This is a genomic window from Roseisolibacter agri (assembly GCF_030159095.1).
GTDB classification, from domain to species: domain Bacteria; phylum Gemmatimonadota; class Gemmatimonadetes; order Gemmatimonadales; family Gemmatimonadaceae; genus Roseisolibacter; species Roseisolibacter agri.
In genome coordinates, this window is the sequence record NZ_BRXS01000005.1 from 16,055 (window position 1) to 28,583 (window position 12,529).

Here is a 12,529-nt window from a genome sequence, read left to right on the forward strand (position 1 = left end):
CACGTGTCATGCGCCGCACCCTCTGCAAGTCCAAGATCCACCGCGCCACCCTCACCGGCGCGGACCTGCACTACGAGGGCAGCCTCACCGTCGACCGCGACCTCATGGACGCCGCCGACATGCTCGCCTTCGAGAAGGTGCAGGTCGTCAACGTCAACACCGGCGCGCGGCTGGAGACGTACGTCATCGAGGGTGAGCGCGGCAGCGGCACGATCCAGCTCAACGGCGCGGCCGCGCGGCTCGGCATGCCGGGCGACCTCGTGATCGTCATCAGCTACGGCGAGTACGAGGACCACGAGCTGAAGGACTTCGCGCCGAAGATCGTCTTCGTCGACGCGAAGAACCGTCGATGCGCACCGCACGACGGGAAGGAGCTGGAAGAGGGGCGGCACGAGGCGTGACCACGCCCGACGCGTCGGACGACGCCCGCCACGCGCGGCTGGCCGAGAGCTGGGAGGCCAACGCCGACGCGTGGACGAGCGCGGTGCGGGAGGGCGCGATCGCCAGTCGCCGCGCGGGGACCGATGCGGCCATCGTCGCCGCGTGCGCCGCGGCCGTGCCCACGCTCGCCGGCGCCGCGGTGCTCGACGTCGGCTGCGGCGAGGGGTGGCTGGCGCGCGCGCTCGCGGCGAAGGGCGCACGGGTGCTCGGCGTGGACGCGAGCGCGCCGCTGATCGAACGGGCGCGTGCCGCGCAGCCGCCGGCCGATGCACCGGCGCCCGCCTACGCGGTCGCGAGCTACGAGGCGATGGCCGCCGACCTGGCGCTCGCGCGGGGCCCGTTCGACGTGATCGCGGTCAACTTCGCCCTGCTCGGCGATCCCGTAGCGCCGGCGCTGGCCGCGTGCGCGGCGCGGCTCGCGCCCGGCGGGCGCGTCGTCGTGCAGACCGTGCATCCGTGGGTCGCGGCCGGCGACGGTCCATACGAGCCCGGATGGCGCGAGGAGACGTTCGCCGCGTTCGCCGTGCCGTTCCCGAGCACGATGCCGTGGTACTTCCGCACGATGGCCGGCTGGCTCGACGCGCTGCGCGATGCCGGCCTGCGGCTGGAGCGCGTGCACGAGCCGCTGCACCCCGAGACGCGCCGGCCGTTGTCGCTCGTGCTGGCGGCCGGCCGCGACTGACCGTTCGGAAGGCGTTCGCGCACGGTCCGTGTGACTGGCGCGCGCGCGGGGAGGTCCGCACGTTCGGCGCATCCGCGTGCGCATGCCTCTGCGTCCAGCTGCGCGGACGCGCGTCGGTCGTCCGTCCTCTCTCCCCGTCGACCCATGTCTCTCCGCCCGGAGCTCCGGGTGGCTGCGCTGGTGGCGCTCGCCGTCCCCGCGGCCGCTCGCGCGCAGCTCACCATCACCGGCCGCGTCACCGACGATGGTGGCCGTCCCGTCGCCGGCGCCCAGGTGGGCGTGCCCGGCACCGCCATCGGCGTGCTCGCCGGCGACGACGGCTCCTATCGCCTGGTCGTGCGCGACCCGCGCGGGCCGACCGCGCTCCTCGTCCGCTACGTCGGCTATCGCCCCGGCCGCGCCACCATCGCGCAGACGTCCGGCACCGCGACGCAGGACTTCGCCCTCGTGCGCGACGTGCTGCAGCTGTCGCAGATCGTCACCACCGGCACGCGCACCGAGACCGAGCGCGCGCAGCTCGGCGCGACGCTCGCCACCGTGCAGGGCGAGCAGCTGGCCAGCGCGGCCACGCCGCAGCTCGACGTCGCGCTCTCGGGCAAGGTCGCCGGCGCGCTCGTGCAGCAGAACTCGGGCACGCCCGGCGGCGGCACGAGCGTGCGCATCCGCGGCCTCTCGACCATCAGCCGCAGCGCGGAGCCGCTCTACATCGTCGACGGCGTGATCGTCGACAACTCGTCGCGGCAGCTCGTGGACCTCGGCGGCTACACGACGAACCGCCTCGCGGACCTCGACCCGAACGACATCGAGCGCGTCGAGATCGTGAAGGGCGCCGCCGCGGCCGCGCTCTACGGCTCGCGCGCCAACGACGGCGTGGTGCAGATCTTCACCAAGCGCGGGCGCTCCGGCGCGCTGCGCACGACGTTCCGCCAGACGTACGGCACCGACGAGGTCGAGCACTTCGTCGACGTGAACCGGGCGCCGGTGAACCTCGCCGGCCAGCCGGTGACGCGCTACGACTACCAGAACGACATCTTCCGCACCGCGCGCTCGTACAACACCTCGCTCAACCTCTCGGGCGGCGACGACCGCACGCAGTTCTACCTCGCCGGCTCGCTGCAGGACCAGCAGGGCGTCATCCGCGCCACCGACTACCGGCGCCAGAACGTGCGCCTGAACCTCGACCGGCAGCTCAACCCCTGGCTCAAGCTCAACACGAGCACGAGCTACATCACGAGCAACTCGGACCTCACGCCCAACGGCGGCATCGTCGCGCAGTACGGCGTGCTCACGAACTTCCTGTTCATGAGCAACGACCGGAACCTCTATCCCGACGCGGTCACCGGTCAGTACCCGCTCGGCCAGTCGGCGGCGAACCCGCTGGACGTGATCGCCAACTGGAAGGCGCCGCAGGCGGTGAACCGCTACGTGGGCGGGCTGCAGCTGCAGGCGACGCCGCGCAGCGACGTCACGGTGGACTACCGCTTCGGCTACGACGCCTACACCGAGAACGCGTCGATCTTCATCCCGCGCGGCACCACCGCGATCGCGTTCCCGACGGGCGTCGCCACCGACGCGAACAACCGCGCGCGGCTGCTGAACTCCGACCTCGACGTGAGCTGGCGCGCGCGCCCCGCGACGTGGCTGCAGGTGACGCCGAGCGTGGGCATGAACTGGCAGCAGCAGCGCTTCGACGTGCTCGTGAGCCGCGCCGAGGACCTGGTGCCGTCCACCGGGACGCTGCAGGGGAGCCGGCAGTTCGCCACGCAGGCCCGCGACGACCGCCGCACGCTCGGCTTCTACGGGCAGGCGCAGGTGGGCGTGAGCGAGCTGCTGTTCGTGACCGCCGCGCTGCGCTCCGACGCCTCCAGCGCGTTCGGCGCCGACGAGCGCACGCAGTACTTCCCCAAGCTCGGCGCGTCGTTCGACGTGTCGGGGACGCAGTGGTGGAAGGACCTCGCGGGCAGCGCGGTGAGCCGCCTGCGCCTGCGCGCCGCCTTCGGCTACTCGGGCGGCCAGCCGGCCGAGAGCTTCGCGCGCTTCTCCAACTACGTCTTCGAGCCCGCCGGCACCGTGTCCGGCATCGCCAACAGCACGACGCTCGGCAACGAGGGGCTGAAGCCGGAGCGGCAGCAGGAGCTGGAGCTCGGCGCCGACGTGGAGCTGCTGCGCGGCCGCCTGGGCGTCGAGGCGACGTGGTTCGACAAGACGACGTCGGACCTGATCCTGCCGCGCGCGGTGCGTCCGTCCACCGGCTTCCAGGACCAGCTCGCGAACGTCGGCGAGCTGCGGAACCGCGGTCTGGAGCTGCTCGTGCGCACGGTGAACCTCGACGGGCCGCGCCTCGGCTGGAACACGAGCCTGACGCTGACGACGAGCGATCCGGAGGTGACGCGGCTGTCGACCGGCGGCGCGTTCTTCATCCCGGGCAGCTTCAACATCATCCGCGTCGCGACCGAGCCTGGCGACGGGAGCGCGCCGGGCCACTTCTTCGGCACGACGTACGTGCGCAACGCCGAGGGGCAGATCCTCGACGCGGCGGGCCGGCCGATCGAGGACGCGAGCGGCCGCATCGTCGGCATCCCGGCGATCGGGCCGCGCCAGGTGATCGGCAACCCGAACCCGAAGGCGTTCTTCTCGCTCGCCAACGACTTCACGGTCGGGAAGCGCCTCACGTTCCGCGCGCAGCTGGACGGCGTGCGCGGCGTGGACGTGTTCAACTTCGACCGCCGCCTGCTGGAGACGCCCGCGTTCGGCTCGGGCGCCGAGTACGCGCGCGAGCTGACGGGCGAGGTGCCGCGCGGCTACTTCGCGGCGCGGCGCGGCATCTTCGAGGAGTACGTCGAGAAGGGCGACTTCGTGAAGCTGCGCGAGCTGTCGGTGAGCTACACGCTGGGCGCGGGGCTGCTGCGCCGCGTGGGCGCGCGCAGCGCGCAGGGCGCGACGCTGACGCTGGCCGGCCGCAACCTGAAGACGTGGACCGACTACACCGGGTGGGACCCGGAGACGAACGCCGGCGCGCAGAGCACGCTCGTGCGCGGCTTCGCCTTCGCCACCACGCCCATCCCGCGCAACGTGACGGCCGCCGTCACGGTGAACTTCTGAGGCGCCCCGCCATGACGACGCACATCAGGACGCACATCAGATCTCTCGCCGCGGCCGCGCTGGCGCTCCTGCTCGCCGGCTGCGCGCTCGACGTCACGAATCCCAACGCGGCGCCCGAGCAGGTGGCCGTCACGACGCCCGCCGGCGTGCGCGCGATCGCCGTCGGGATGCAGGGCCGCTACGGCAACGCGCTCGAGCACGCGGTGTGGGTGCCCGGCCTGGTGGCCGGCGAGCTGGGGACGCTCACCAACTCGCAGTCGCAGCACCGCGAGTTCCAGCGCTTCCCCAACGCGGCGCTCAACACGCCGCGCATCGAGTCCACGAACCTCGACCTGCTAGCCTTCTGGTCGCGGCAGTACGCCACCATCCGCGCGGCCGACGACGTGCTCGCCGGGCTGGCGCAGGTCGCGCTGACGCCGGGCACGGAGTCGGGCATGACCGCGCTGGCCAAGACGCTGAAGGCGGCGAGCCTCGGTACACTCGCCGAGGCGTGGCAGCAGGTGATCCTCGAGCCGTCGCAGGAGACGCCGACGTTCGCGGACCGCACCGCGACGCTGGCGCGCGTGCTGGAGCTGCTGGCGAGCGCGCGCGCGGACCTCGCCGCGCAGGCGCCGTCGACGGAGTTCACGAGCACGATCCTGATGCCGGGGATCGACCTGCCGAACACGATCCGCGCGTTCCAGGCGCGCTGGGCGCTGGCGGCGGGGCAGTACGAGCAGGCGCTGACGTTCGCCAACGAGGTGCCGGCGACGGCGACCTCGGAGTACCGCTACTCGACGGTGGACGCGAACCCCATCTGGGGCGCCATCACGTCGAACCGCTACTTCGGCGCGGTGCAGACGCTGCGCACGGGCGCGGAGGCGGGCGACGCGCGCGTCACGCGCCTCTTCGGCGCCACGCCGATCGACTCGCTCGGCGGCACGCGCACGCTGGGGGTGCTGATCTACCGCACGTCGGCCGACGCGTACCCGCTGTTCACGCAGGACGAGCTGTCGCTGATCCGCGCGGAGGCGCACGCGCGGCAGGGGCGGCTGCCGCAGGCGATCACGGAGCTGAACCGCGTGCGCACCGCGGCCGGCCTCGCGGCGCGCACGGCCGGGGACCTCGCGACGCAGCAGGCGGTGCTCGACGAGATCCTGCGGCAGCGCCGGCTGTCGCTCTTCCTCAGCGGGCTCGCGTGGGCGGACCTGCGCCGCTTCGGCCGCACGGCGGACGCGCGCGTGGCGTGGCTGCCCTATCCGGAGCAGGAGCGGGCGTCGAACCCGAACACGCCGGCGAATCCCTGACGGCGCCGCGGACTGCGGGCTGCGGACTGCGGATCTCGAACCCGTGACCCGTTGGTGCTCCCTTCAGGGGTCATCCCGAGCGCAGCGAGGGATCCATGGTGCGTGACGCGTGGCATGCAGCGGCGCACCGGTTCCTGAACGACGAACGGCGTTGGCAAGGATGAAGATCTGAACAAATCTGATAACGACGGATGGCTCCGAGTGGGTGCGAGATCGGTCGCACTCCACCGGAGCCATCCGTCGTTATCAGATCTTCTCGGACTTTCATCCCTAGCTGCAGTTGCCGCTTGGGTCTGGCGCGCCGGAGCGTCCCGGGCTCAGGATCCGCAGCCCGCAGTCCGCAGCCTCACTGAATGATCTGCTCCCCCAGCCGCACCGTGTACGTCTGCCGCCCGCCGGTGCGGCGGATCACCTGCACGCGCACGGTGCCGCCCGGGCCGACCGCGCGCAGCACGCGCCGCATGTCGCCGCTCTGCTCGATGGCGGTGTCGTTGATGCGCGTGATGATGTCGCCCGGGCGCAGGCCCACGCGGAACGCGTCCGTGTCCTCGTCCATCTGGTAGATCAGCACCCCTTCGCGCACGGGAAGGCCGAGCTGCTGCGCGAGCGGCGGCGTGACGTCCACCGGCACCACGCCGAGCACCGCGCGGCGCACGCGGCCGGTCGCGATGAGCTGCTCGGCGATGTTGCGCGCGAGGTTGATCGGGATCGCGAAGCCGAGCCCCGTCGCACTGGGGATGATCGCGGTGTTGATGCCGATCACGCGCCCCTGCGAGTCGAGCAGCGGCCCGCCCGAGTTGCCCGGGTTGATGGCGGCGTCGGTCTGGATGAGCGCCTCGAGCGTCGCGCCGCGGATCGAGCGGTTGAGCGCCGACACGATGCCCGTGGTCACCGAGCGCTCGTAGCCGAGCGGGTTGCCGATGGCGACCGCGATCTGGCCGGGCACCAGCCGGTCGGAGTCGCCCACGGGCACCACCGGCGCGTCGTTCGCGGGAATGCGCACCACCGCGACGTCCACCGTCGGGTCGCGGCCGAGCACCTGGCCCGTGAGGCGGCGGCCGTCGGCGAGCGTGATGGTGACGCTGCGCGCCTCGCCGACGACGTGCGCGTTGGTGAGCACGATGCCGTCGCGGCGGATGACGACGCCCGACCCCGAGCCGCCCGGGCGCTCGACCATCACGACGCCCGGCGACGCCTGCTCGGCGACGCGGATGATCGTGCGCTCCGACTCCATCACCGGCTGCGTGGCGGCGGCCGCTGCACCACCGAGCTGCAGCGCCGCGGCGCGCGCCGTCGTGTCCGGGCCGCGCCACGCGCTCGCGAGCCGGTCCCCGCCGGTCACGCCGATGCCGATTCCCACGCCCAGCGCCACGGCGAGCGCGAGCCCTCCGACGATCCCACGCATACTTTCATCCTCCGTTCGTCACGCGGTTCTCCTGCCTGGCAGGCGGGCAGGAAGCATGCGCGGGCGGCTCTGGACGGGCTGCGTGCTGCGTGCTGCGTGAGGGCCTCCGGACGCGTCGTCGCGCCGCGGAGATGGTGCCTGTTGGGGAGGATACGGATGCTCCGGATCTGAACGGATCCTTCGGATCGCTCCGCGTGGCGGCGACGTCCCGTGCGCCGGTGCGGAGGAGATCCGTCTGATCCTTCTCATCCGTTCGATCCGTATCCTCCCGAGTAGTTCGTGCAGGCCGGATGCGAGAACGGACGCCGAGGGCACGGCGCCCTCGCGGAGCACGCAGCACGCCGCTAGCGGTTCAGTCGCAGCACCAGCTTCTCGCCACCGACGACCGCCTCCGCCTCCGCGACCAGCGCGTCGAGGTCGTCGGCGCGGCTGATGAAGCGGCCCGACAGCGCGTCGGCGTCGCCGCGGGCGAGGCGCACCACCAGCGCGGCCGCCTCGTCGGGGGACGCGTCCTGCCCGGCGTCGAACGTCTGACGGTACCAGGGGAGCCAGGTGCGCCCCGCCTCCGACTCCAGCAGCGTCTCCGTCATCGCCGTGCGCACCGTGCCCGGCTCCAGCGCGAACAGCTGCACGCCGTGCGGACGCGCCTCGGCCGCGGCGATCTCGGTGAAGCGCGTGAGCGCCCCCTTGCTGGTCGAGTACGCCGACGCGAACGGCACCGCCACGTTCCCGGCGCGGCTGGACACGTTCACGATGCGGCCGTGCCCGCGCGGCACCATGCGCCGCAGCGCGGCCCGCGTGCCCAGAAAGGCGCCGAGGAGGTTCACCTCGAAGACGCGCCACCAGCGCTCGGGATCGGCCTCCCAGATCGGGCCGGGCACCGCGCCGTCGCCCGCGTTGTTCACCAGCAGGTCGAGCGGCCCGAGCGCCGACTCGGCCGCCTCGACGGCGCGCTCGACGGCGTCGGCATCCGTGACGTCGGCGGGAATGGCGACCGCCGTCGCGCCGTCCCCCTGGAGGGCGGCGGCCACGGCCTCGATCTCCGCGTGCGACCGCGCGACCAGCGCGACGCGGGCGCCGGCGCGCGCGAGGTGGGTCGCCATCGCCCGGCCCAGGCCACGGCCCGCGCCGGTGACGAGCGCGGTCCGACCGGTCAGGTTTCCGTCAACGCGCGAGGGCACGGTCGCGGCGGCGGTGTCCGCGGCCCGGGTCGTGAGGTCTACGGTAGCGTCGGGCTGCTGCGACACGGCGGGGCAGGCGCGGGAAGCTCGGAATCGGCGGGTCGCCGACGGGCGCGAAACATGGGCGCCTGCACGGGGTCACTGCACCATTGTGCGCCCGTGGGACGCATGGTACGGTAGCGGCATCGGGACTCAAGGAGGGCCCGGTGGGTCTGCATCTCATCGAATCGGGGCGGCACCGGTTGTGGCTGGCCGCCCCCACGCTCTGGAGCGCGGCGGCCCACGCCACGCTCGTGGTGTCGCTCGTCGCCACCGCGCCCTCGTCGGACGGCACCGGACCGTTCGGGGAGACGAAGGAGGTCGTCTTCTTCCTGCCGCTGCTCCCCAAGGCCCCGCCGGCCGAGGGGACGTCCGACCTGCGGTGGGCGGGGGAGGGGACCGGCGAGGGCGCGGGCGCGAAGAGCCTGCCCATGGATCCGCGCGGCCTCGCGCCCGCGGTCCGTGACGGCGGCGGGCGCGCCACGCCCGTCCAGCTGGCCGAGGAGGGGCCGCCGGTCGACGGCAGCCCGGTGTTCGTCGCGTCGGAGCTCGACATCGAGGTCGAGCGCGATCCGTCGAGCGCCGGGCCGCGCTATCCCGAGGTGCTGCGCGCGTCGAACACCGAGGGCTCCGTGATCGCCGAGTGGATCGTCGACACGACCGGGCTGGCGGACTCCCTCTCCTTCCGCGTCGTGACGTCTTCCCATCCGCTGTTCACGCGCGCGGTGCGCGACTGCCTGGCGGGGATGAAGTTCCGGCCGGCGGAGCTGAGCGGCCAGCGCGTGCGGCAGCTCGTGCGGCAGGAGTTCCGCTTCCAGCTGCAGCTGCCCGTCGCGGTGGGCGACTCGGCCAAGCCGAAGAAGGGCTGACGGCACGCCGCCCGCGGGCGGCTACGCTCGAGCGGCGCCGGTCACCGCGCGTCGATCACCACTGGTGGTCCTCGCGGTGCCGGCGCTCGTGCCGCGCCCACTCGGCCCGCGCGGCGAGCCAGGTCGCGCCCAGCGCGCCGCCGGCCGCCAGCAGCGCGAGCGCGGTCGTGCGCTGCAGGTCCTCGCGCCGCGCGCGCCGGCTGTAGCGGCGCCAGACCGGCTTCGGCTGCGTGCCGACGGTCAGCGCCACCCCGGCCGCCGCCAGCACCGCGAGCGGCACGCCGAGCGGCAGCAGCCGGGCGCGTCGCACGAACGCGGGGCGCCCGCGCGCGATGCGGGCCTCGAGACGGGCGCGCGCGAGCAGCTGCGCGCGCGAGGTGGGGGCAGACGGGATCGACATGGCGCGGCGCGTGGCTGGCGCGTGGCAGGCGCGGGCTGGAGATCGACGGTCGCTCCCGAGCACGGCACGGCGCGTGCCCGTCGCGAGGCCCCGACCATCGGAGCTGCCATGGCCACGCCGAAGGAGCAACACGACGCACGCCCGAACGCGCGCAACATCGGGCTCGCCCACCGCCGCGCGCTGCCCGCCGACGCGACGCCGCCCGAAGGGGTCCGCGCGCTCACGCTGCAGGACCTCGAGCCGGCCGACGCGTCGGGCGATCCACCGCACGCCGCGCCGCGCGAGCCGGCCGGGCACTCCTAGGCCCCGCGCGCCGGTGGGTGGCGACGCGGGGGCGCCCCGTGCAGACTGCGGGCGCACGACTCCCCCTTCGCCCCGCACGTGACGCTCACACCGCCCGACACCCCGCCCGCGCCGGCCGCCGTGGACGACGGCTGGCGCCCGCTCGACGCCCACCCGGTCGGCCGCACGATCGCCGCCTTCGCCACGCGCTCGTTCGTCGCCAACGACCCGCACGGCGACCGCCTGCGCATCCGCTACGAGGCGCGCGCCGCCGCGGTCCCGCACGCCACCGCCGCCCAGCCGGCCGAGCTGCGCGCCGAGGTGTGGTTCGGCCCGAAGGCGGAGGGGCCGCCGGGGCACGCGCACGGCGGGAGCGTCGCCGCGGTGCTGGACGAGGCGATGGGGCTGGCCGTCTGGCTCGCGCACCGCGCCGCCGTCGCCGCGCACATCGAGGTCGACTTCCGCAACCCGGTGCCGCTGGGCCTCACCGGGCGGGTGGAGACGACGGCGGGGCCGGCGGACGAGCGGAAGTCGTCGGTGAGCGCGCGCCTCGTCGGCCCCGACGGCACGGTCTACGGCGAGGCGACGGGGATCTTCGTCCTCCTGGGCGAGCGGCACGCGGGACGGTTCCGCGGCGGCGGCGCCTGACGGGCCGCGATGCGCGAAGGGGGCGCGACCCGAAGGTCGCGCCCCCTTCGCGTTCCGTCCGTCCGCTCAGCGCGTCGCGCGACGGCGGCGGGCGACGCCCGCCAGGCCGAGCAGGCCCGAGCCCATGAGCGCCCACGTCGACGGCTCCGGCACCGTGGAGGCGGCGGCGTTCGCGGCCACGGTCACGTCGTCGAGCAGCACGGCGTCCCCGGCGGCCGCCGTCAGCGTGACGGCGCTGACCACGTTCGCGCCGAAGTTCAGGCCGTAGAAGACGCGACCGGCATCGTTGAAGCCCGGGATCGTGAAGGTGCTCGTCGTGCCGCCGACGAGCGTCACCAGCACGCTGAACGGGTTCTCGAGGTCGGTGGCGTAGAAGCCGAAGGCCGAGATCGGGGCGGCGAACGACCCGCTGGCGGTTCCCGAGCCACCGTCCGTGTAGAGCTCGTAGCCGTTGGAGAGCGACGTCGTCGTGCCGCCGTACGGGAACGGGTTGCCCGACCGGACGCCGTTGCCGCCGCCGAAGACCCCGACGCCCGGCAGCACGACGCTGTTGGACCCGATGGCGCGGCTGTCGAAGTCCTCGGTGTACGACAGGCCGCTGAGCGACGCCAGGAAGTCGGCGCGCGCGGTGGCCGAGCCGGCGTTGCCGGTGCCGGTGTACGTGGTCTGGGCGCCCGCCGTGCCCGCGAGGGCGAGGGCGGCGACGGCGGCGATGGTGCGGAGTCGGTTCATCGGGCTCGACGTGGGGGGGACGGGTGTGCTGCGGATCACCTGCCTCAGGCACGTCGATTGTATGAACGGTCGTTAATGTCGTCAATCGTGCAACGGTCCCACAGGACCGTGGCGCGCGCGCAGCACTCCGTCGCCGCCGGCGGTCAGTGCGCCAGCTGCAGCGACGACTGCCGCACCCGCAGCTCGCCCGCGCCGCCGTCGAGCGTCACGAGGTAGAGCGGGTGCGGCACGACCGCGAGCAGCAGCGCGACGGTGCCCACCTGCCCGTCGCGCGAGCCGCCGACGATCGCCACGCGGTCGTGCAGCGCGAACGACACGCCGGGCAGCCGCTCGCCGCGCAGCCACCGGTCGCCGAGTCCGGCGCTCACGTCAGCGGAGGCGAAGGGTGCCGGTGCTGACGACGACGGCGCTGCCGCCCACGCGCACCGCCGTGATCTCGCCGCCGCGCTTGTCGGCCTCCAGCTCCAGCCGGCTCGGCCGCCCCATCTCGAGGCCCTGCGCGACGGTCCAGCGCAGCGTGCCGTCCAGGCGCGGCGTGCGCGCGGCGAGGTAGCCCGCGAGCGCCGCGTTCGCCGACCCGGTGGCCGGATCCTCGGGGACGCCGAGGCCGGGGACGAAGACGCGCGCGTGCACGTCGACGCCCGCCTGCGCGCTCGCCTCGTCGGGCGCGCCCATCGCGAACACCATCGGCTCGCGGCTCCACGCGTCGGGCGGCAGCGCGCGCTCCCACGCGTCGTGGCGGATGCGCGCGCGGCGCACCGCGTCGTGGCTCGCCAGCGGCACGAGCACGAACGGCAGCCCGCAGCTCGCGGTGCACGGCGCATAGGGGCCATCGAGGATCTCGTCGACCGCGAGGCCGAGCGCGTCGGCGAGCGCGGCGCGCGACGGCGCGGGGCGCTCCTCGGGGAGCGACGCGACGGAGAGCTGCGCGAACGTCGGCTCGACGCCGCCGCCCACCGGCGACGCGTGCGGCAGCCGCACCTTCACGGGCACGTCGCCCACCTGCTCCTCGAGCACGACGGTCATCTCGGTGCCGTCGCAGCGCACGGCGCCGGTGGCGAGCAGCACGTGCGCCGTCCCGACGGTCGGATGCCCCGCGAACGGCACCTCGGCCCCGGGCGTGAAGATGCGCACGCGGGCCGATCCGCCGCGCTCGGGCGGCAGCACGAACGTCGTCTCGGAGTAGTTGAACTCGCGGGTGATGGCGAGCATCTCGTCCCCGCTCAACCCGCGCGCGTCGAGGATCACGGCGAGCTGGTTGCCGCCGAACTGGCGGTCCGTGAACACGTCCGCGGTGACGAAGTCGTAGGTGCGCATGCGGTTCAAGTCGTTTGGCCTTGGTTGGTACCGTAGTCGCGGGGTGTGGAGGCGGCTCCGGCTCCCACTGATCGCGGCCGCTGCGGGCGAACCTCGGTCTTCCCTCGCTGCGCTCGGGACAAGCCTTGCTGCGATCAGAGGTCGC

General features: G+C 74.0%; 13 protein-coding genes. 7 read left to right on the top strand and 6 right to left on the bottom strand.

Annotated features, from left to right (window positions below; genetic code table 11):
• Positions 1–8: 8 nt before the first annotated feature.
• The 4 genes from panD (at position 9) to rosag_RS15665 (ending at position 5,511) form a co-directional block, all read left to right on the top strand.
• Positions 9–401, top strand: a complete 393-nt coding sequence (gene panD, locus rosag_RS15650; protein WP_284351087.1) for an aspartate 1-decarboxylase — start codon at positions 9–11, stop codon at positions 399–401.
• Complete coding sequence (locus rosag_RS15655; protein WP_284351088.1) at positions 398–1,123, top strand: class I SAM-dependent methyltransferase; 726 nt, start codon at positions 398–400, stop codon at positions 1,121–1,123. The genes panD and rosag_RS15655 overlap by 4 nt, the downstream gene beginning before the upstream one ends.
• Before the next feature lie 144 nt (positions 1,124–1,267).
• Positions 1,268–4,225, top strand: coding sequence for a TonB-dependent receptor plug domain-containing protein (locus rosag_RS15660; protein WP_284351089.1), 2,958 nt, complete (start codon positions 1,268–1,270; stop codon positions 4,223–4,225).
• Positions 4,226–4,236: 11 nt separating this feature from the next.
• Positions 4,237–5,511, top strand: coding sequence for a RagB/SusD family nutrient uptake outer membrane protein (locus tag rosag_RS15665; protein WP_284351090.1), 1,275 nt, complete (start codon positions 4,237–4,239; stop codon positions 5,509–5,511).
• Positions 5,512–5,857: 346 nt separating this feature from the next.
• Here the strand turns inward: rosag_RS15665 and rosag_RS15670 are convergent, their stop codons facing one another.
• Together rosag_RS15670 and rosag_RS15675 are read right to left on the bottom strand one after the other, a co-directional pair.
• On the bottom strand, positions 5,858–6,916 hold the full coding sequence (locus rosag_RS15670; RefSeq protein WP_284351091.1) for a S1C family serine protease: 1,059 nt from the start codon (positions 6,914–6,916) through the stop codon (positions 5,858–5,860).
• Positions 6,917–7,260: 344 nt separating this feature from the next.
• Entirely contained in the window at positions 7,261–8,097 is an 837-nt protein-coding gene (locus rosag_RS15675; RefSeq protein ID WP_284351092.1) for an SDR family NAD(P)-dependent oxidoreductase, read from the bottom strand.
• Positions 8,098–8,303: 206 nt separating this feature from the next.
• Here rosag_RS15675 and rosag_RS15680 point away from each other — a divergent pair, with 206 nt between their 5' ends.
• Positions 8,304–9,005 carry an energy transducer TonB gene (locus rosag_RS15680; protein WP_284351093.1) on the top strand — a complete coding sequence of 234 codons (702 nt, stop codon included), beginning with the start codon at positions 8,304–8,306 and terminating at the stop codon, positions 9,003–9,005.
• Positions 9,006–9,060: 55 nt separating this feature from the next.
• On the opposite strand, the gene rosag_RS15685 is transcribed toward rosag_RS15680, so the two are convergent.
• Entirely contained in the window at positions 9,061–9,405 is a 345-nt protein-coding gene (locus rosag_RS15685; RefSeq protein ID WP_284351094.1) for a hypothetical protein, read from the bottom strand.
• A 108-nt stretch (positions 9,406–9,513) separates the two neighbouring features.
• On the opposite strand from rosag_RS15685, the gene rosag_RS15690 reads away from it, so the two are divergent.
• Together rosag_RS15690 and rosag_RS15695 are read left to right on the top strand one after the other, a co-directional pair.
• Positions 9,514–9,708, top strand: coding sequence for a hypothetical protein (locus rosag_RS15690; RefSeq protein ID WP_284351095.1), 195 nt, complete (start codon positions 9,514–9,516; stop codon positions 9,706–9,708).
• 78 nt (positions 9,709–9,786) lie between these two features.
• The gene (locus rosag_RS15695; protein ID WP_284351096.1) at positions 9,787–10,335 is read left to right on the top strand and encodes a PaaI family thioesterase; all 549 of its coding nucleotides are present in this window, start codon (positions 9,787–9,789) and stop codon (positions 10,333–10,335) included.
• 66 nt (positions 10,336–10,401) lie between these two features.
• Here rosag_RS15695 and rosag_RS15700 read toward each other — a convergent pair whose 3' ends face one another.
• The 3 genes from rosag_RS15700 to rosag_RS15710 form a co-directional block, all read right to left on the bottom strand.
• Positions 10,402–11,067: a PEP-CTERM sorting domain-containing protein gene (locus rosag_RS15700; protein WP_284351097.1), complete on the bottom strand. Its 666-nt coding sequence runs from the start codon at positions 11,065–11,067 to the stop codon at positions 10,402–10,404.
• A gap of 143 nt (positions 11,068–11,210) precedes the next feature.
• A complete protein-coding gene (locus tag rosag_RS15705) occupies positions 11,211–11,435 on the bottom strand; it encodes a hypothetical protein (RefSeq protein ID WP_284351098.1) in 225 nt (74 codons plus the stop codon).
• Position 11,436: 1 nt separating this feature from the next.
• On the bottom strand, positions 11,437–12,384 hold the full coding sequence (locus rosag_RS15710; RefSeq protein ID WP_284351099.1) for a PhzF family phenazine biosynthesis protein: 948 nt from the start codon (positions 12,382–12,384) through the stop codon (positions 11,437–11,439).
• Positions 12,385–12,529 lie beyond the last annotated feature (145 nt).

Bases quoted from the DNA above. Each gene is read 5' to 3' on its own strand.
- rosag_RS15690 (WP_284351095.1), top strand. From the start codon at position 9,514: ATGGCCACGCCGAAGGAGCAACACGACGCACGCCCGAACGCGCGCAAC.
- rosag_RS15700 (WP_284351097.1), bottom strand. From the start codon at position 11,067: ATGAACCGACTCCGCACCATCGCCGCCGTCGCCGCCCTCGCCCTCGCG.
- rosag_RS15665 (WP_284351090.1), top strand. From the start codon at position 4,237: ATGACGACGCACATCAGGACGCACATCAGATCTCTCGCCGCGGCCGCG.
- rosag_RS15660 (WP_284351089.1), top strand. From the start codon at position 1,268: ATGTCTCTCCGCCCGGAGCTCCGGGTGGCTGCGCTGGTGGCGCTCGCC.
- rosag_RS15670 (WP_284351091.1), bottom strand. From the start codon at position 6,916: ATGCGTGGGATCGTCGGAGGGCTCGCGCTCGCCGTGGCGCTGGGCGTG.
- panD (WP_284351087.1), top strand. From the start codon at position 9: ATGCGCCGCACCCTCTGCAAGTCCAAGATCCACCGCGCCACCCTCACC.
- rosag_RS15685 (WP_284351094.1), bottom strand. From the start codon at position 9,405: ATGTCGATCCCGTCTGCCCCCACCTCGCGCGCGCAGCTGCTCGCGCGC.
- rosag_RS15710 (WP_284351099.1), bottom strand. From the start codon at position 12,384: ATGCGCACCTACGACTTCGTCACCGCGGACGTGTTCACGGACCGCCAG.